Source organism: Streptomyces sp. NPDC090045, from assembly GCF_044747975.1.
GTDB lineage: Bacteria > Actinomycetota > Actinomycetes > Streptomycetales > Streptomycetaceae > Streptomyces.
In genome coordinates, this window is record NZ_JBIVFA010000001.1 from 249,295 (window position 1) to 267,349 (window position 18,055).

The 18,055-nt window shown below is 71.8% G+C and carries 13 protein-coding genes; 7 read left to right on the top strand and 6 right to left on the bottom strand.

All coding sequences use genetic code 11. The annotated features are described in order from the left end of the window. The first annotated feature begins 223 nt into the window (after positions 1-223). Positions 224-2,470, top strand: a complete 2,247-nt coding sequence (locus ACIPYQ_RS01135; protein WP_361757081.1) for an ATP-dependent RecD-like DNA helicase — start codon at positions 224-226, stop codon at positions 2,468-2,470. A gap of 182 nt (positions 2,471-2,652) precedes the next feature. Then, positions 2,653-3,942, top strand: coding sequence for a citrate synthase (locus tag ACIPYQ_RS01140; RefSeq protein ID WP_267718657.1), 1,290 nt, complete (start codon positions 2,653-2,655; stop codon positions 3,940-3,942). A 422-nt stretch (positions 3,943-4,364) separates the two neighbouring features. On the opposite strand, the gene ACIPYQ_RS01145 is transcribed toward ACIPYQ_RS01140, so the two are convergent. From ACIPYQ_RS01145 to ACIPYQ_RS01155, 3 genes are all read right to left on the bottom strand, one after another. Next, the gene (locus ACIPYQ_RS01145) at positions 4,365-6,641 is read right to left on the bottom strand and encodes a heavy metal translocating P-type ATPase (protein ID WP_401245046.1); all 2,277 of its coding nucleotides are present in this window, start codon (positions 6,639-6,641) and stop codon (positions 4,365-4,367) included. A gap of 141 nt (positions 6,642-6,782) precedes the next feature. Then, positions 6,783-7,016 (bottom strand): cation transporter, encoded by a 234-nt coding sequence (locus ACIPYQ_RS01150; protein ID WP_319724103.1) that lies wholly within the window; start codon positions 7,014-7,016, stop codon positions 6,783-6,785. A gap of 166 nt (positions 7,017-7,182) precedes the next feature. Next, a complete protein-coding gene (locus tag ACIPYQ_RS01155; RefSeq protein ID WP_361757072.1) occupies positions 7,183-7,842 on the bottom strand; it encodes a TetR/AcrR family transcriptional regulator in 660 nt (219 codons plus the stop codon). Between the two features lie 130 nt (positions 7,843-7,972). On the opposite strand from ACIPYQ_RS01155, the gene ACIPYQ_RS01160 reads away from it, so the two are divergent. Next, entirely contained in the window at positions 7,973-10,276 is a 2,304-nt protein-coding gene (locus tag ACIPYQ_RS01160) for an MMPL family transporter (RefSeq protein ID WP_401245048.1), read from the top strand. A gap of 89 nt (positions 10,277-10,365) precedes the next feature. Here the strand turns inward: ACIPYQ_RS01160 and ACIPYQ_RS01165 are convergent, their stop codons facing one another. The 3 genes from ACIPYQ_RS01165 to ACIPYQ_RS01175 form a co-directional block, all read right to left on the bottom strand. Continuing rightward, complete coding sequence (locus ACIPYQ_RS01165; RefSeq protein ID WP_030655426.1) at positions 10,366-10,566, bottom strand: AlpA family transcriptional regulator; 201 nt, start codon at positions 10,564-10,566, stop codon at positions 10,366-10,368. 230 nt (positions 10,567-10,796) lie between these two features. After that, entirely contained in the window at positions 10,797-11,810 is a 1,014-nt protein-coding gene (locus ACIPYQ_RS01170; protein WP_401245051.1) for a Gfo/Idh/MocA family protein, read from the bottom strand. A gap of 20 nt (positions 11,811-11,830) precedes the next feature. Then, positions 11,831-12,745 (bottom strand): sugar phosphate isomerase/epimerase family protein, encoded by a 915-nt coding sequence (locus ACIPYQ_RS01175; RefSeq protein WP_401245053.1) that lies wholly within the window; start codon positions 12,743-12,745, stop codon positions 11,831-11,833. A gap of 34 nt (positions 12,746-12,779) precedes the next feature. Between ACIPYQ_RS01175 and iolC the strand changes: the two genes are divergently transcribed. The 4 genes from iolC to ACIPYQ_RS01195 are packed head-to-tail and all read left to right on the top strand — an operon-like array spanning position 12,780 to position 18,009. After that, a complete protein-coding gene (gene iolC / locus ACIPYQ_RS01180; protein ID WP_401245055.1) occupies positions 12,780-13,760 on the top strand; it encodes a 5-dehydro-2-deoxygluconokinase in 981 nt (326 codons plus the stop codon). Between the two features lie 7 nt (positions 13,761-13,767). After that, complete coding sequence (gene iolB, locus ACIPYQ_RS01185) at positions 13,768-14,625, top strand: 5-deoxy-glucuronate isomerase (protein ID WP_401246074.1); 858 nt, start codon at positions 13,768-13,770, stop codon at positions 14,623-14,625. Then, positions 14,622-16,496 carry a 3D-(3,5/4)-trihydroxycyclohexane-1,2-dione acylhydrolase (decyclizing) gene (iolD, locus tag ACIPYQ_RS01190; RefSeq protein WP_401245057.1) on the top strand — a complete coding sequence of 625 codons (1,875 nt, stop codon included), beginning with the start codon at positions 14,622-14,624 and terminating at the stop codon, positions 16,494-16,496. Before iolB ends, iolD begins: the two co-directional genes overlap by 4 nt. A 13-nt stretch (positions 16,497-16,509) precedes the next feature. Beyond that, on the top strand, positions 16,510-18,009 hold the full coding sequence (locus tag ACIPYQ_RS01195) for a CoA-acylating methylmalonate-semialdehyde dehydrogenase (protein ID WP_401245059.1): 1,500 nt from the start codon (positions 16,510-16,512) through the stop codon (positions 18,007-18,009). The last annotated feature ends 46 nt before the right edge of the window (positions 18,010-18,055 follow it).

Consider the following 18,055-nt stretch of genomic DNA (forward strand, 5'->3'; position numbering starts at 1 on the left):
TAGGCGTCCGGTAACGGAAAAGTAAAGCTGTGGCTCCGGATGCAACCCTGCGGGGGTATCGCGGGTCGTATGGTGCGTCGGCACTTCCGGGGAGGGATCTGGGGGGATCGGGAAGTCCGACACGGGAGGGGTAACCGTGAGGGGGTCCGGCCGCGAGGCGGGACCCCCTTCGCGCTGTCCACAGGGCTGACGCACTGTCGGTGCCACCCGGTAGCTTCGGGTCATGGCGGCGAACGGTGCGGTGCAACTGGCGGTGGTCGAGGGGGTGCTCGAGCGCATCACCTATGCCAACGAGGAGAGCGGGTACACGGTCGCCCGCGTCGACACCGGCCGGGGCGGCGGCGACCTGCTCACCGTGGTCGGCTCGCTGCTGGGCGCGCAGCCCGGCGAATCGCTGCGCATGGAGGGCCGCTGGGGCTCCCACCCGCAGTACGGCAAGCAGTTCGCCGTGGAGAACTACAAGACCGTGCTCCCGGCGACCATCCAGGGCATCCGCCGCTACCTCGGCTCCGGCCTGATCAAGGGCATCGGCCCGAAGATCGCCGACCGGATCGTGGAGCACTTCGGCACCGACACCCTCGACGTCATCGAGGCCGAACCGAAGCGGCTGATCGAGGTGCCCGGGCTCGGCCCCAAGCGGACGAAGCTGATCGGCGCCGCATGGGAGGAGCAGAAGGCCATCAAGGAGGTCATGGTCTTCCTCCAGGGCGTCGGCGTCTCCACCTCCATCGCGGTCCGCATCTACAAGAAGTACGGCGACGCCTCCATCTCGGTGGTGAAGAACCAGCCCTACCGGCTCGCCGCCGACGTCTGGGGCATCGGCTTCCTCACCGCCGACCGGATCGCCCAGGCCGTCGGCATCCCGCACGACAGCCCCGAGCGGGTGAAGGCCGGCCTCCAGTACGCCCTGTCCCAGTCCACCGACCAGGGGCACTGCTTCCTGCCCGAGGAGCGGCTCATCGCCGACGGGGTCAAGCTGCTCCAGGTGGACACCGGGCTGGTGATCGACTGCCTGGCCGAGCTCGCCGCCGATCCGGAGGGCGTCGTACGGGAGCCCGTACCCGATCCGCAGGGCGGGCCGGACCCGCTGACCGCCGTGTACCTGGTGCCCTTCCACCGCGCCGAGCTGTCGCTGGTGGGGCAGGTGCGCCGGCTCCTGAACGCCGAGGACGACCGGATGCCGGCCTTCCGGGACGTGGACTGGGAGAAGGCCCTGGGCTGGCTCGCCGGGCGGACGGGAGCCACGCTCGCCCCCGAGCAGCGGGACGCGGTCAAGCTGGCGCTGACCCGCCGGGTCGCCGTCCTCACGGGCGGGCCGGGCTGCGGAAAGTCCTTCACCGTGCGCTCGATCGTCGAGCTGGCCCGGGCCAAGAAGGCCAAGGTGGTGCTGGCCGCGCCCACCGGCCGGGCGGCGAAGCGGCTGTCCGAGCTGACCGGGGCCGAGGCCTCCACGGTGCACCGGCTGCTGGAGCTCAAGCCGGGCGGGGACGCGGCGTACGACCGGGACCGGCCGCTGGACGCGGACCTGGTCGTGGTCGACGAGGCCTCGATGCTGGACCTGCTGCTGGCCAACAAGCTGGTCAAGGCCGTGGCGCCGGGGGCGCACCTGCTGCTGGTCGGCGATGTGGACCAGCTGCCCTCGGTCGGGGCCGGGGAGGTGCTGCGGGACCTGCTGGCCGAGGGCGGTCCGGTGCCCGCGGTCCGCCTCACCCGGATCTTCCGGCAGGCCCAGCAGTCCGGCGTGGTCACCAACGCCCACCGGATCAACACCGGGGTGCCGCCGATCACGGACGGGCTGCCGGACTTCTTCCTCTTCCCGGAGGAGGACACCGAGGCGGCCGGGGTGCTCGCCGTGGACGTGGCGGCGCGCAGGATTCCGGCCAGGTTCGGGCTCGACCCGCGGCGGGACGTCCAGGTGCTCGCGCCCATGCACCGGGGCCCGGCCGGCGCCGGAAACCTCAACGGGCTGCTGCAGCAGGCGATGACACCGGCCCGTCCCGACCTGCCGGAGAAGCGGTTCGGCGGCCGGGTCTTCCGGGTGGGCGACAAGGTGACCCAGGTCCGGAACAACTACGAGAAGGGGGCGAACGGCGTCTTCAACGGCACGGTCGGCGTGGTCACCGGGCTCGACGTGGACGAGCAGCGCCTGACGGTGCGTACGGAGGAGGACGAGGAGATCGGGTACGAGTTCGCGGAGCTCGACGAGCTGGCCCACGCGTACGCCGTCACCATCCACCGTTCCCAAGGGAGTGAATATCCCGCGGTGGTGATCCCCGTCACCACCGGAGCTTGGATGATGCTCCAGCGCAACTTGCTCTACACGGCGGTGACCAGGGCGAAGAAACTGGTCGTCCTCGTCGGGTCCCGCAAGGCCCTCGGGCAGGCGGTGCGTACCGTTTCCGCAGGCAGGAGGTACACGGCGGTCGCACCCAGGCTGTCCGGCCGGATACCGGTGGGAAACATCACCTAAATGATCGATCATTTGGGGTTCCACCACCGGTGCGGAGGGGGCAGGATGAGCAGCTTGACGGCACTGAGTGCCGTCGAAAGCACCAAACGCCGACCCCGAGTGCACTCTCCTGCGCCAAATGGGGGAAGGTAGAGGCAGTCAGGGCACCTCGAAGAAGAGGCACTACGTCGGTGAGGGATGACGTGAGCGACAACTCTGTAGTACTCCGGTACGCGGACGGTGAATACACCTACCCGGTGGTCGAGAGCACCGTCGGTGACCAGGGCTTCGACATCTCGAAGCTGCGGGCCCAGACCGGGCTCGTCACCTTGGACAGTGGCTACGGCAACACCGCGGCCTACAAGTCCGCGATCACCTACCTCGACGGTGAGCAGGGCATCCTGCGCTACCGCGGCTACCCGATCGAGCAGCTGGCCGAGCGTTCGACCTTCATCGAGGTCGCGTACCTGCTGATCAACGGCGAGCTGCCGACCGTCGACCAGCTCGCGTCGTTCCGCAACGAGATCACCCAGCACACGCTGCTGCACGAGGACGTGAAGCGCTTCTACGACGGCTTCCCCCGTGACGCGCACCCGATGGCGATGCTGTCCTCCGTGGTCAGCGCGCTGTCGACGTTCTACCAGGACAGCCACAACCCGTTCGACGAGAAGCAGCGCCACCTCTCGACGATCCGGCTGCTGGCCAAGCTCCCGACGATCGCGGCCTACGCGTACAAGAAGTCGGTCGGCCACCCGGTGGTCTACCCGCGCAACGACCTCGGCTACGTCGAGAACTTCCTGCGCATGACCTTCTCCGTACCGGCCCAGGAGTACGACCTGGACCCGGTCGTGGTCTCGGCGCTCGACAAGCTGCTGATCCTGCACGCGGACCACGAGCAGAACTGCTCCACCTCCACCGTGCGTCTGGTCGGCTCCTCGCAGGCGAACATGTTCGCCTCGATCTCCGCCGGCATCTCGGCCCTGTGGGGCCCGCTGCACGGTGGCGCCAACCAGTCCGTCCTCGAGATGCTCGAGGGCATCAAGAACGACGGCGGCGACGTCGACGCCTTCATCCGCAAGGTGAAGAACAAGGAAGACGGCGTCCGCCTGATGGGCTTCGGGCACCGCGTCTACAAGAGCTTCGACCCCCGGGCGAAGATCATCAAGGCGGCGGCGCACGACGTCCTCTCGGCGCTCGGCAAGAGCGACGAGCTGCTGGACATCGCGCTCAAGCTGGAAGAGCACGCGCTGGCCGACGAGTACTTCGTCTCGCGCAACCTCTACCCGAACGTGGACTTCTACACCGGTCTGATCTACCGGGCCATGGGCTTCCCGACCGAGATGTTCACCGTGCTCTTCGCGATCGGCCGGCTCCCCGGCTGGATCGCCCAGTGGCACGAGATGATCAAGGAGCCGGGTTCCCGCATCGGCCGCCCGCGCCAGATCTACACGGGCGAGGTCCTGCGCGACTTCGTCCCCGTCGAGTCCCGCTGACCCGAGGGTCGCTGACCGAGTCCCGCTGACCCGAGGCTCTCCACCGCGCGGCGTGCGGCCGCGCGGACAGCACCGCAGGCAACCCCCAGGCATACGAAAAGCGCCCCGCCGTCGATCCCCCCACGGGTCGGCGGTCGGGGCGCTTTCCTTTTCCCCGAAACGGATTCCCCCCACGGGACCCGAGTCGGGGCGTCAGTGTGCCGGGACCCGTTCGGTTCGGGAGGGCCGCTCAAAGCCTCCCGCGGGCACGCGTCCCGGCCGGCTGATGCCACGGAAGTCCCCCAGGGCTTCCGTCGAACGTCCCCCAAGACGTTCTTTGCATCGCCCCATTAGACCCGTGACGACCCCGGATGGTTACGTTGCGGTCACTGTGATCTGCGTCTCCCGTGAAGGAACTGTGTGCGTGGTGGGGAGGAGATCCACTAGCGGAAGGAGCGCAACCGGAGGCTGTTGGTCACCACGAAGACCGAGGAGAAGGCCATCGCGGCCCCCGCGATCATCGGGTTGAGCAGGCCGGCGGCTGCCAGCGGCAGGGCCGCCACGTTGTAGCCGAAGGCCCAGAACAGGTTGCCCTTGATGGTGGCCAGGGTCCTGCGCGAGAGCCGGATCGCGTCCGCCGCCACCCGCAGGTCGCCCCGTACGAGGGTCAGGTCCCCGGCCTCGATGGCCGCGTCGGTGCCGGTGCCCATGGCCAGTCCCAGGTCCGCCTGGGCCAGCGCGGCCGCGTCGTTGACCCCGTCGCCGACCATGGCGACCGTACGTCCCTGCGCCTGCAGGCGGCGTACGACGTCCACCTTGTCCTGCGGGAGCACCTCGGCGATCACCTCGTCGATGCCCACCTCGCGGGCCACCGTCTCGGCGACGGCCCTGTTGTCGCCGGTCAGCAGCACCGGGGTGAGGCCCAGTGCCCGCAGCCGGGCGACCGCCTCGGCGCTGGTCTCCTTGACGGCGTCGGCCACGGTCAGGACCCCGCGCGCCGCCCCGTCCCAGGCCACCAGGACGGCGGTGCTGCCCTCCGCCTCGGCGGCCGCCCTGGCCGCGGCGAGCCCGGCCGGCAGGGTGATCGACCGGTCGGCGAGCAGCTGTTCGCGTCCCACCAGCACGTCGTGTCCGTCGACGACGCCCCGGACGCCGAGGCCGGCGAGGTTCTCGAAGCCCTCCGGGACCGGGAGGGCGCCGGCCCTCTCGGCCGCCGCGGTGGCGACGGCCCGGGCGATCGGGTGCTCCGAGGCGTGCTCCAGGGACCCGGCCAGGCGCAGGAGTTCGCGCGCGTCGACGCCCTCGGCGGGGTGGACGCCGGTGAGGGTCATCCGGCCGGTGGTGACGGTGCCGGTCTTGTCCAGGACCACGGTGTCCACGCGGCGGGTGGACTCCAGCACCTCGGGTCCCTTGATCAGGATGCCGAGCTGCGCGCCCCGTCCGGTGCCGACCATCAGCGCGGTCGGGGTGGCCAGGCCGAGGGCGCACGGGCAGGCGATGATCAGGACGGCCACGGCGGCGGTGAAGGCGGCGGCGGGGTCGTCGGTGATCAGCAGCCAGCCGACCCAGGTGCCGAGCGCGAGCAGCAGGACGACGGGCACGAAGACCCCGGAGATCCGGTCGGCGAGGCGCTGCACCTCGGCCTTGCCGGTCTGGGCCTCCTCCACCAGCCGGGCCATCCGGGCCAGTTGGGTGTCGGCGCCGACCCGGGTGGCCTCGACGACCAGCCGCCCGGAGGCGTTGACGGTGGCTCCGGTGACGGAGTCGCCGACGGACACCTCGACCGGGACGGACTCGCCGGTCAGCATCGAGGCGTCCACGGCGGAACTGCCCTCGACGACGGTCCCGTCGGTGGCGATCTTCTCGCCGGGGCGGACGACGAACCGGTCGCCGACCGCGAGGGAGCCCACCGGGATGCGGACCTCCCGGCCCGCGCGCAGGACGGTGACGTCCTTGGCGCCGAGCTCCAGCAGGGCCCTGAGGGCCGCGCCCGCCTTCCGCTTGGAGCGGGCCTCCAGGTAACGGCCGAGCAGGATGAAGGCGACAACGCCTGCCGCGACTTCCAGGTAGATGGCGGAGGAGCCGTCCGTCCGCGCGATGCGGAAGTCGAATTCGTGCCGCATGCCGGGCATGCCCGCGTGGCCGAGGAACAGGGCCCACAGCGACCAGGTGAAGGCGGCCAGCGTGCCCACGGAGACCAGGGTGTCCATGGTGGCGGCGCCGTGCCGGGCGTTGGTCCAGGCGGCCTTGTGGAAGGGCAGGCCGCCCCAGACGACGACGGGGGCGGCGAGGGTCAGGGAGAGCCACTGCCAGTTGTCGAACTGGAGGGCCGGAACCATCGCGAGCAGGACGACGGGCAGGGCGAGCGCGGCGGAGACCAGCAGCCGCCGGCGCAGCGCGGCCAGCGCCGTGTCGGGGGCCTCGGCCCGCGCCTCGGCGGGGGCCGCCGTCCCGGCCGCGTCCTCCGCCGGGGCCGGGGCGGGCGGCGGGGGTTCCTCGGCGGTGTAGCCGGTCTTGACGACGGTCGCGATCAGGTCCGAGACCTGCACGTCACCGGTGTAGGAGACGTGGGCCTTCTCGGTGGCGTAGTTCACCGTGGCCTCGACGCCGTCCATCCGGTTGAGCTTCTTCTCGATGCGGGCCGCGCAGGAGGCGCAGGTCATCCCGCCGATCGAGAGCTCGACCGCCGTTATCGGTCCGTCGTGCACTGTGCTGCTCATGTTCCGGCTCCAGGGGGAGGGCCGGGCCGTACGGGTCCAGTATGAGCTGGCCGGCACGGCCCGGCGGGGTACCGCGGGTGCTGGGGTGGTGCGGGCCGCCACGGGTGCGGCCGGGGGAGCGGGCGGGGGAGCGGGTGCCGCTCAGACCCGGCCGGCGAACTCGTAGCCCGCCTCGTCCACGGCGGCGCGGACGTCCTCGTCCGCGAGCGGGGCGGCGGAGACCACGGTGACCTCGCCGGTCGCGGCTACGGCCTTGACCGTGCTGACGCCCGCCAGGGCGGAGATCTCGTTGGTCACCGCGCCCTCGCAGTGGCCGCAGGTCATGCCGGTCACCCGGTAGACGGTGGTGGTCTGGGTGTCCGTCTCGGCGGTCATGTCGTTCTCCTCTTCAGGGGCGTGTCCGGTCGCCGGGAGGGGCGGCCGACGACTCCACCGTCCTCCCGACTCTTCGAGACTATACCCCTGGGGGGTATGAAAGCGAGCCTCGACGCCCAGCGGGTCGGTCGAATCCGGTCCGTCGGTGGGATTCGGTCGGCGCGATTCAGCCGGAGTGGGGCGTGGTGATCATCGGCTCGAGGTAGCGCAGCAGGACGGTCTTCAGCTCCGCGATGTACGCCTCCCGCTCGGCACCCTCGTGGGCCAGGATCAGGTCCAGCGAGGACTTGAAGATGCCCAGGATCATGTTCGAGGTGTGGGTGAGCTCGGCGGGCTCGGACTCCGGGCAGAAGGTGTGCAGCACGCCCTCGATCCGGGCGAGCAGGCTGGAGTGCAGCTTCCAGTGTTCCTGGTCGATGGCGCCCGGGATGCCGGAGCCGTGCATGAGTGCCCAGAAGGCCGGGTTCTCGCAGTTGAAGGCGATGACCGGGTCCAGGACGGCGTCCAGCAGCTCGGGCAGGGGTCGCTGGAGGTTCTCGGGCAGGAAGGCCTGTCCGTGCATCTCGTGGGCCTGCTGGAGCAGCTGCCCGCCGAGCTCGACCGCGATGGCCTCCTTGTTCGGGAAGAACTGGTAGAGCGTGCCCGGTGACACGCCGGCCTCGCGGGCGATGGCGTTGGTGCTGGCCGCGGCGTAGCCGGTACGGCAGAACACCCCGGCGGCGGCGGCCAGGAGCTGGGAGACCCGGCGCTCGCCCCGTGCCTGGCGGCGGCGCGGTGCAGCGGTTTCACCGTTTTCTGTTGTTTTGCCCTTCGGTGTCCCCGGCATTCTCATCCCTTGCTTCCCGTGGGCGATTGACAAACGCGAGTGGTCGCTCGCATTCTTGGGAAACGCGAGCGACTGCTCGTGTTTGCCAGTCTATTTGGCCTGGCAATCACGGTGAAGGGGACACCGAGCCATGTCCGAAGTCAAGAATCCGCCGTCGTCCGGGGAGAGCGGCAGGTGGACCCGGTTCGTCACGGCCCGGCCGCGGCTCTCGCTGCTGCTCGCCCTGGTGGTCACGGCCCTGGCCGTGTTCGCGGGCGGTGGCGCCGCCGAACGGATGGGCAGCGGCGGCTGGGAGGACCCGGGCGCCCAGTCCACCTACGCCGCCAAGGCCCTGGAGCGCGAGTTCCCGGCCTCCCAGCCCAATCTGCTGCTGCTCGTCGATGCCGGCCCGGGAACCGCCGGCGTGGACGATCCCGCCGTCGCGTCCGAGGCCGAGAAGCTGACCGCGCAGCTCGCCGCCGAGAAGGGAGTCGTCGGCGTCGGCTCGTACTGGCGCACGCAGCTGCCCGCCCTGCGCTCCGAGGACGGCCGGCAGGCCCTCATAGCCGCCCGGATCCTGGGTGACGAGAAGGCCACCACCGCGGTGCTGGACCGGATCGTCCCGCACTACCGGGGTGAGCACGGCCCGGTACGGGTCTCCTTCGGCGGGCCGGCCGCGGTCCAGCGCGAGGTGACCGCCACCATCCAGGAAGACCTGCTGCGCGCCGAGATGATCGCCCTGCCGGTCACCCTCGTCCTGCTCATCCTCGTCTTCGGCAGCGCCGTCGCCGCCCTGCTGCCACTCGGCGTCGGCATCGTGGCCATCCTCGGCACCAACGCGGTGCTGCGCGGCCTGACCGAGATCACCGACGTCTCCGTCTTCGCCCAGAACCTGACCACCGCGCTCGGACTCGGGCTCGCCATCGACTACGCCCTGTTCATCGTCCGCCGGTTCCGCGAGGAACTCGCCGCCGGACGGGACCCGGTGGCCGCCGTCGGCGCCACCCTGCGCACCGCCGGTCGCACGGTGCTGTTCTCGGCGCTGACCGTCGCGGTCTCGCTCTCGGCGATGCTGTTCTTCCCGATGTACTTCCTGCGTTCCTTCGCCTACGCCGGGGTGGCGGTGGTCCTGCTCGCCGCGGGTGCCGCGCTGATCCTGCTTCCGGCGGCCCTGGTGCTGCTCGGCGAGCGGGTCAACTCCCTGGACCTGCGGCGGCTGTGGCGGCGCGGCCGGCCGGCCGCGGTCCCGGCCGAACCGGGGCGGGGCTGGGCGCGAGTGGCTCTTGTGGTGATGCGCCGGGCCCCCGTCTTCGCGGTGGCCACGACGGCGGGACTGCTGCTCCTCGGACTGCCCTTCCTCGGCGTGAAGTTCGGCACGGTCGACGACCGGCAGCTGCCGAAGACCGCGGAGTCGCACGTGGTCCAGCAGCAGATACGGGACGACTTCCCGGGCAGCCCCGGCGGAACGCTCACCGTCCTCGCCGAGGACGCGGCCGGGCCCGCCGAGCTCGCCGCCTACCGGGAACGCCTGGCCCACCTGCCCGGGGTGCTCCGGGTCGACGGGCCGGTGAGTTCCGCGGACCCGTCGCGGTACGCCTACTTCTCGGTCACCACCGAGGGCGAGGCGGTCGGGGAGCAGGCCCAGGACCTGGTCGGCGAGGTGCGCGCGGTGGACGCGGACTTCCGGACCTCCGTGACCGGAGAGGCGGCGGTGCTCGTCGACGCACAGAAGGCGATCGGCGAGAAGCTGCCACTGTCGCTGGCCGTGGTGGTGCTCACCACGCTGCTGCTGGTGTTCCTGCTCACCGGGAGCCTGCTCATACCGCTCCAGGCGGTCCTGCTCAACGCCCTCAGCCTGACGGCGATGTTCGGGGCGGTGGTGTGGGTCTTCCAGGAGGGCAACCTCTCCGGACTGCTCTCCTTCACCTCCACCGGCGACATCGAGACCAATCTGCCGGTCCTGATGTTCTGCATCGCCTTCGGACTGTCCATGGACTACGGGGTGTTCCTCATATCCCGGATCAAGGAGGAGTACGACCGGACCGGGGACCACGAGGGGGCCGTGCGCACCGGACTGGCCCGCACCGGCGGGCTGATCACCGCGGCGGCCGTGATCCTGGCCGCGGTGATGGTGGCCATCGGGACCTCGCGGGTGACCAACACCAAGATGCTGGGGCTCGGGATCGCGCTGGCGGTGCTGATGGACGCCATGGTCGTGCGCAGCCTCCTCGTCCCGGCGGTCATGAAGCTGACCGGGAAGGCCACCTGGTGGGCGCCGGGCCCGCTGCGCCGACTGCACGAGAGGTTCGGACTGAGCGAGGGGGAGTCCCTGCCGCCGGCGGCAGAGCGGAAGCCGGAGCCGGAGCCGGAGCCGGAGTCGGAGTCCGAGTCGGAGTCGGAGTCGGAGCCGAGGGTGGATCCGGAGCCGGAGAAGGTGTCCGCCGGGACGGCCTAGCCGGGGCCGTCGGGGCCGTCGGGGCCGGCCGGAGAGCGGCCGGGGTGCGGGGCGGGGCCCGGGTGGCCCTGCCCCGCACCGGGGAGGTGTCAGTCCTCGCGGCGCCCCCGGTTGCCGGGGCGGCGGGCCACCCAGGCCCGGACGGTTTCGGCGTACCAGTACGGCTTGCCGCCCTCCACATGGTCGGGCGGGGGGAGCAGGCCGTGCTTGCGGTAGGAGCGCACGGTGTCCGGCTGGACCCGGATGTGGGCGGCGATTTCCTTGTACGACCACAGCTGTCGGTCGCTCATGCGGGACACCTCCTGGTCCACGCGGCAGGGTCGGCCGGGAGGCCGTCGGGGGAGCCGGCGCATGGACGCTGACGATCACTCGGGTTGTGCCCGGGGAACGACGCGGAGTGACGGAAGGGGAGGGGCTGTCGACCGCCTGTGACGGAAAACCCGCGTAACGCGGATATGCGTGACACAAGGGGGACCCCTGTGACAGATGCGGCACAGGGGTCGGTTGCGGGGCAGGGGGGTCAGCGGTACAGGGCGGGCCGTTCCACCAGCTCCACGAGGGTGCGTACGCCGCTGCGCGCGGCCGTGAGGCCCGCCTCCGAGACGGCCGCCGCCGCATAGCCGTCCCAGGCGTCCGGACCCGCCACCCGGCCGTGCGCGGCCGCGGCCACCCAGCGCCGCAACTGCCGGTCGTAGGCGTCGGCGAAGCGCACCGTGAAGTCCTGGACGATCTCGCCGCCCCACCGGCCCGCCGACTGGACCACCATCGCGTGGCCGTCGCCGATCCGGGCGCTGCCCGCCTCGCCGACCGCCTCGCACTGCACCTGGTAGCCGAAGCCGCAGTTGACGAAGATCTCCACGTCGACGACGGCCCCGCCGGAGGTCTCCAGCAGCACCAGCCGCGGATCCTGCAGCCCCTCGGGGGCGGCCGCCGTGGACCGCGGGGACAGCACGGTCACCGCGGTGATCTCCTGCCCCAGCAGCCAGCGCGCCGCGTCCACCTCGTGCACCACCGAATCGCTGATCAGCATGTCGCTGGTGAAGAAGGACGGCGAGGAGGCGTTGCGGTGCCGGCAGTGCAGGAAGAGGGGACGCCCGATCCCGTCCGCGTCCAGCAGCTCCTTCAGCCGCTCGTACTCCGCGTCGAACCGCCGCATGAAGCCCACCTGCACCAGGCGCCGGCCCAGCCGCCGTTCGGCCTCCATGACGCGCAGCGCCCCCGCCGGGTCCGGGGTCAGCGGCTTCTCGCAGAGCACCGGCAGCTCCCGTTCCAGGGCGTACAGGATCGCCTCCTCATGGGCGGGCCCCGGCGAGGCGATCAGTACGGCCTCGACCCCCGGTGCGGCTATCGCGGCCGCCGGATCGGTGTGCGCACTCGCTCCGTCCAGGGCGCCCGCGACCTCCTTGACCCGGTCCCCGTCCGGGTCGGCCACGGCCACCACCCGGGCCCCGCCCACGGTCCGCCCGATCCGGCGCACGTGGTCGGCGCCCATCTTCCCGGTGCCGATGACGGCGATGCCGAGCGTGCTGGTCATGTCGTGTTCCCTCCGGGTGGTCAGCGGGCGCCGCAGGAGCGCAGGTAGGAGCGGGTGCGCCGGGCGATCGGCAGCGGCCGGTCGGGCGGGCAGGGGTACATGTCCTGCTCCACGATCGCGAACAGGTCCACGCCCAGCCGCTGCGCCGCCGCCAGTACGGGTTCCAGCGCCGGCACCCCCGACGGCGGTTCGCACATCACCCCGCGGCCCACGGCCGGCCCGAAGGGCAGTTCCTCCGCGAGGACTTCGGCGAGGATCCGCGGGTCCACCTGCTTGAGGTGGAGGTAGCCGATCCGCTCGGCGAAGGTCTCGATCGCCCGGACGCTGTCGCCGCCGCAGTACGCGTAGTGCCCGGTGTCCAGACAGAGCGAGACGAGGCCGGGATCGGTCGCGTCCAGGAAGCGGGCCACGTTCTCGGGGGTGTCGATGTGGGTGTCGGCGTGCGGGTGGACGACGATCCGCAGCCCGTACCGGTCCTGGACCTCCCGGCCCAGCCGCTCGGTCTGGGAGGTCAGTTCACGCCATTGGTCCGGGGTGAGGACACGGTCCTCGAGCACCTTCCCGGTCTTGTCGTCCCGCCAGAAGGAGGGGATGACGACGAGATGGGCCGCGCCCATGGCCTGCGTGAGCGCCGCGATCCGCGACACGTGCTCCCAGGTGTCCTCCCACACGGCGGGCCCGTGATGGAGTCCGGTGAAGACGGTTCCGGCCGAGACCTGCAGCCCGCGCTTGGCCGTTTCCCCGGCGAGTCGGGCGGGATCGGTGGGCAGATAGCCGTAGGGGCCGAGCTCGATCCACTCGTACCCCGCGTCGGCGACCTCGTCGAGGAAACGCTCCCAAGGGGTCTGCCGGGGGTCGTCGGGAAACCAGACACCCCAGGAGTCCGGAGCCGAACCGATGCGGATACGGGTCAACGCGGGCGGGGAGGACGTCATAGCGGCCACCTTAGGCGGGAGACGAGGGAGACGAGTGGGAGGACTGACTGTGACCGGCACCGGCGATCCGTTCGCGTTCGACCTGATCACGATGGGCCGGATCGGGGTGGATCTCTACCCGTTGACGACCGGCGTACCACTGGCCGAGGCGGAGACCTTCGGGAAGTTCCTGGGCGGCTCCCCGGCCAACGTGGCCGTCGCGGCCGCCCGGCTGGGACGGCGGGTGGCGGTCATCACCCGTACCGGCGCGGACCCCTTCGGCGGGTACCTGCGCTCCGAGCTGCGGAGGTTCGGGGTGGACGACCGGTGGGCGACCGAGGTCGCGGGCCTGCCCACGCCGATCACCTTCTGCGAGATCTTCCCGCCGGACCGCTTCCCGCTGTACTTCTACCGGCTGCCGAAGGCCCCGGACCTGGAGATCGCCCCGGACGAGGTGGACCTGGAGGCGGTACGGGCGGCCCGCGTGTTCTGGATGACGGGCACGGGCCTGAGCGAGGAGCCCTCGCGGGCGGCGACGCTGGCGGCGCTGGAGGCCAGGGCCCGGGCGGCGACGACGGTGTTCGACCTGGACTGGCGGCCGATGCTGTGGCGCGAGAAGCCCGGACCGTACTACGAGCGGGCGCTGGCGTGGGCGACGGTGGCCGTCGGGAACACCGAGGAGTGCGAGATCGCCACGGGCGAGTCCGATCCGTACGCGGCGGCGCGGGCGCTGCTCGCCGCCGGGGTGGAGCTGGCGGTGGTCAAACGGGGCCCGGAGGGCGTGCTGGCGGTCCACCGCGACGGGTCGGTGGCGGAGGTCCCGCCGGTTCCCGTGGAGGTGGTGAACGGGCTCGGGGCGGGGGACGCATTCGGGGGTGCGCTGTGCCACGGGTTGCTGGCGGGGTGGCCGGTGGAGCGGGTGATGCGGTACGCGAACGCGGCGGGGGCGATCGTGGCCTCGCGGCTGGCGTGCTCGACCGCTATGCCGTTCTCTCACGAGGTGGAGGAGGTGTTGGGGCGTGCCGGTGGTGTCTGAGTGGGGGATGTCCTGGACGAGGCTGGTCGTCCTCGAACTGGCGCCGGGGGAGGTGTACGCGCACGAGTGCGGGGAGTCGGAGTGGATCGTGCTCCCCCTCGCGGGCGCCTGCGAGGTCCGCGCCCGGGGGTTTGGGGGCGGAGCCCCCGACGCTCAAGCGGAGGTGTTCCAACTGAGGGGACGCGAAGGGGTGTTCCGCGGGCCGACCGACTTCGCCTACGTGCCCCGGGACGCCCACCTGGAGGTGACCTCGGCCGAGGGAGGGCGGTTCGCGCTCGCGGGGGCCCGGTGCAACAACCGGCTGCCCGCACGGTACGGGCCCGCCGCACAGATCCCCGTCGAGCTGCGGGGCGCCGGCCAGTGCTCCCGGCAGGTCAACAACTTCGCCGCCGCCGACGCGTTCCCCGCCGATCGGCTGATCGCCGTCGAGGTGCTGACCCCCGGCGGGAACTGGTCCTCGTACCCGCCCCACAAGCACGACGAGCACCACCCCGGCGAGGAGTCCCGCCTGGAGGAGATCTACTACTTCGAGATCGCCCCGCACGGGGACACCCCCGGGCTCGGCTACCAGCGGGTCTCGCCCTCGCCCGCCGGGAAGACCGACGTCCTCGCCGAGGTGCGGACCGGGGACGCCGTGCTGATCCCCGACGGCTGGCACGGGCCGTCCATCGCCGCGCCCGGGCACGACATGTACTACCTGAACGTGATGGCCGGGCCGGGCGAGACCCGGGAGTGGCTGATTCGGGACCACCCCGACCACGGCTGGATCCGCGGCAGCTGGGACGGCCAGGACATCGACCCCCGGCTCCCCTTCCCCTCCGATCCCTCCGATCCCTCCGATCCCTCCGAGGAGGCAACCCGGTGAGGCTCACCGTCGCCCAGGCACTCGTCCGCTTCCTGGCCCGCCAGTACACCGAGCGCGACGGCCGCAGGCGGCGCCTGATCGCCGCCACCTGGGGCATCTTCGGGCACGGGAACGTCGCCGGCATCGGGCAGGCGCTGCTGGAGGCCGGCCCGGAGGCCATGCCCTTCCTCCAGGGGCGCAACGAGCAGGCCATGGTGCACGCCGCCGTCGGGTACGCCCGCCAGCGCGGCCGGCTCTCCGCGCACGCCGTCACCACCTCCATCGGGCCCGGTGCCACCAACCTCGTCACCGGCGCCGCCCTCGCCACGATCAACCGGATCCCGGTGCTCCTGCTCCCCGGGGACACCTTCGCGACCCGGCCCGCCGATCCGGTGCTCCAGCAGCTGGAGGTCCCGTACGCGGGGGACCTGTCCGTCAACGACGCGCTGCGGCCCGTCTCCCGCCACTTCGACCGGATCACCCGTCCCGAGGCCCTGATCCCGGCCGCCCTGCAGGCCGTGCGGGTGCTCACCGATCCCGTCCAGACCGGCGCGGTCACCCTGGCGCTGCCGCAGGACGTGCAGGCGGAGGCGTACGACTGGCCCGAGGAGTTCTTCGCCGAGCGCGTGTGGGGCGTACGGCGGCCCCGGCCCGACCGCGCCGAGCTCGCCGCGGCAGCCGAGGCCGTACGGGGCTCCGCGCGCCCCCTGATCGTCGCCGGCGGCGGGATCCGGCACAGCGGGGCCCAGGCGGCCCTGGCCGCATTCGCCGACGCGACCGGGATCCCGGTCGCCGTCACGCAGGCGGGCAAGGGCGTGCTCCCGTACGACCACCCCGCCGAGGTGGGCGGGATCGGCCACACCGGGACGGCCACCGCCGACGAGCTGGCCCGGGAGGCCGACCTGGTGATCGCCGCGGGGACCCGGCTGACCGATTTCACCACCGCCTCCTCGACCCTGTTCCAGCATCCGGCCGTCCGGTTCGTCGGCCTCAACCTGGACCCGTACGACGCCCACAAACTCGCCGCCCGGCCGCTGGTCGCCGACGCACGCGAGGGGCTCGACGAGCTCCGGGAGGCGGTCGCCGGGTACCGGGTGGATCCCGCCTACGAGAGGGCGTATGCGGAGCGCAAAGGCGCGTGGGAGCGCCGGGTCGACCACGCGTACGCCGTGTCCGCCCCCGACGAGGACTTCCCGCCCACCCAGGCCCAGGTCCTCGGGCTGCTCGACGGGCTGGTCGACGGGACCGACGTCCTGGTCAACGCGGCCGGATCGCTCCCGGGCGACCTGCACAAGCTGTGGCGGGCCCGGTCGGCGGACCAGTACCACCTGGAGTACGGGTACTCCTGCATGGGTTACGAGATCCCGGCCGCCATCGGGGTGGCGCTGGCCGCGCCCGGCCGGCCGGTGTGGGCGCTGGTCGGCGACGGGACGTACCTGATGAACCCGACCGAGATCGTCACGGCAGTCCAGGAGGGCGTCCCGATCAAGGTGGTGATCCTCGACAACCACGGCTACGCCTCCATCGGCGGCCTGTCGGGGGCGGTGGGCGGCGAGGGCTTCGGCACCGGATACCGCTTCCGGGCGGCCGACGCCTCGTACACGGGGGACCCCCTTCCGGTGGACCTCGCGGCCAACGCGGCCTCCCTCGGGATGGCCGTGATCCGCGCCCGCACCGTACGTGACCTGCGCGAAGCCCTCGCCGAGGCCCGCTCGGCGACGGGTCCCACATGTGTCTACACACAGACCCGAACGCCCGACACTGTGTCGGGCCCACCCCCGGCACAGGCGTGGTGGGATGTTCCTGTGGCCGAGACCGCGACCCGCAAGGCGGCGGCCCAGGCCCGTGAAGAGTACGACCGGCAAGCCGCGCAGCGACGTCGCCATCTGTGAAGGAGCAATAGGCATGAAGACCGTCAACCACTGGATCGGTGGCAAGACCGTCGAGGGCGCGTCGGGCAACTACGGCCCGGTCACCGACCCGGCCACCGGCGAGGTCACCACGCAGGTCGCGCTCGCCTCGGCCGAAGAGGTCGACGCGGCGGTACAGGTCGCCAAGGAGGCCTTCCAGACCTGGGGCCAGTCCTCGCTGGCCGCCCGCACCAAGGTGCTGTTCGCCTACCGCGCCCTGCTGGACGCCAACCGCGACGCCATCGCTGAGCTGATCACCGCCGAGCACGGCAAGGTCCACTCGGACGCGCTGGGCGAGGTCGCGCGCGGCCTGGAGATCGTCGAGCTGGCCTGCGGGATCACCACGCAGCTCAAGGGCGAGCTGTCGACCTCGGTCTCCAACCGGGTCGACGTCTCCTCCATCCGCCAGCCGCTCGGCGTCGTCGCGGGCATCACCCCCTTCAACTTCCCGGCGATGGTGCCGATGTGGATGTTCCCGCTGGCCGTGGCCTGCGGAAACACCTTCATCCTCAAGCCCAGCGAGAAGGACCCCTCCGCCTCCAACAAGCTGGCCGAGCTGATGAGCGAGGCCGGTCTGCCGGCGGGCGTGCTCAACGTGGTGCACGGCGACAAGGTCGCGGTGGACGCCCTGCTGGCCCACCCCGACATCGCGGCCGTCTCCTTCGTGGGCTCTACCCCGATCGCCCGCCACATCCACACCACCGCCTCCGCCAACGGCAAGCGCGTGCAGGCGCTGGGCGGCGCCAAGAACCACATGCTGGTGCTCCCGGACGCCGACCTGGACGCGGCCGCCGACGCGGCGGTCTCCGCCGCCTACGGCTCGGCCGGTGAGCGCTGCATGGCGATCTCCGCCGTCGTGGCCGTCGGCTCCATCGCCGACACCCTCGTCGACAAGATCCGCGAGCGCGCCGAGAAGATCAAGATCGGCCCCGGCAACGACCCGACCTCCGAGATGGGCCCGCTCATCACGGCCGCCCACCGCGACAAGGTCGCCTCGTACGTCAAGGGCGCGGCCGCCCAGGGCGCCGACGTGGTGCTGGACGGCACCGGCTACACCGTCGAGGGCAACGAGAACGGCCACTGGATCGGCCTCTCCCTGCTCGACAACGTGAAGACCGACTCGGACGCCTACCGCGACGAGATCTTCGGCCCGGTGCTGTGCGTGCTGCGCACGGAGACCTACGAGGAGGGCGTGGCCCTCATCAACGCCTCGCCGTTCGGCAACGGCACCGCGATCTTCACCCGCGACGGCGGCGCCGCCCGCCGCTTCCAGCTGGAGATCCAGGCGGGCATGGTCGGCGTCAACGTCCCGATCCCGGTGCCGGTGGGCTACCACTCCTTCGGTGGCTGGAAGGACTCGCTCTTCGGCGACCACCACATTTACGGCAACGACGGCATCCACTTCTACACCCGCGGCAAGGTCGTCACGACCCGCTGGCCGGACCCCTCGGACGCGCCGGCCGGCGTGGACCTGGGCTTCCCCCGCAACCACTGAGCACCGAGCACCGAGCACGGACAGTGGACAGCTGAGCGCTCACCGC

Coding starts and splice junctions, on each gene's coding strand:
- ACIPYQ_RS01155 (WP_361757072.1), bottom strand. CDS start 7,842: ATGCCGGGGACACCGAAGGGCAAAACAACAGAAAACGGTGAAACCGCT.
- ACIPYQ_RS01170 (WP_401245051.1), bottom strand. CDS start 11,810: ATGACCAGCACGCTCGGCATCGCCGTCATCGGCACCGGGAAGATGGGC.
- ACIPYQ_RS01135 (WP_361757081.1), top strand. CDS start 224: ATGGCGGCGAACGGTGCGGTGCAACTGGCGGTGGTCGAGGGGGTGCTC.
- ACIPYQ_RS01160 (WP_401245048.1), top strand. CDS start 7,973: ATGTCCGAAGTCAAGAATCCGCCGTCGTCCGGGGAGAGCGGCAGGTGG.
- ACIPYQ_RS01145 (WP_401245046.1), bottom strand. CDS start 6,641: ATGAGCAGCACAGTGCACGACGGACCGATAACGGCGGTCGAGCTCTCG.
- ACIPYQ_RS01150 (WP_319724103.1), bottom strand. CDS start 7,016: ATGACCGCCGAGACGGACACCCAGACCACCACCGTCTACCGGGTGACC.
- ACIPYQ_RS01195 (WP_401245059.1), top strand. CDS start 16,510: ATGAAGACCGTCAACCACTGGATCGGTGGCAAGACCGTCGAGGGCGCG.
- ACIPYQ_RS01165 (WP_030655426.1), bottom strand. CDS start 10,566: ATGAGCGACCGACAGCTGTGGTCGTACAAGGAAATCGCCGCCCACATC.
- ACIPYQ_RS01175 (WP_401245053.1), bottom strand. CDS start 12,745: ATGACGTCCTCCCCGCCCGCGTTGACCCGTATCCGCATCGGTTCGGCT.
- iolB (WP_401246074.1), top strand. CDS start 13,768: ATGTCCTGGACGAGGCTGGTCGTCCTCGAACTGGCGCCGGGGGAGGTG.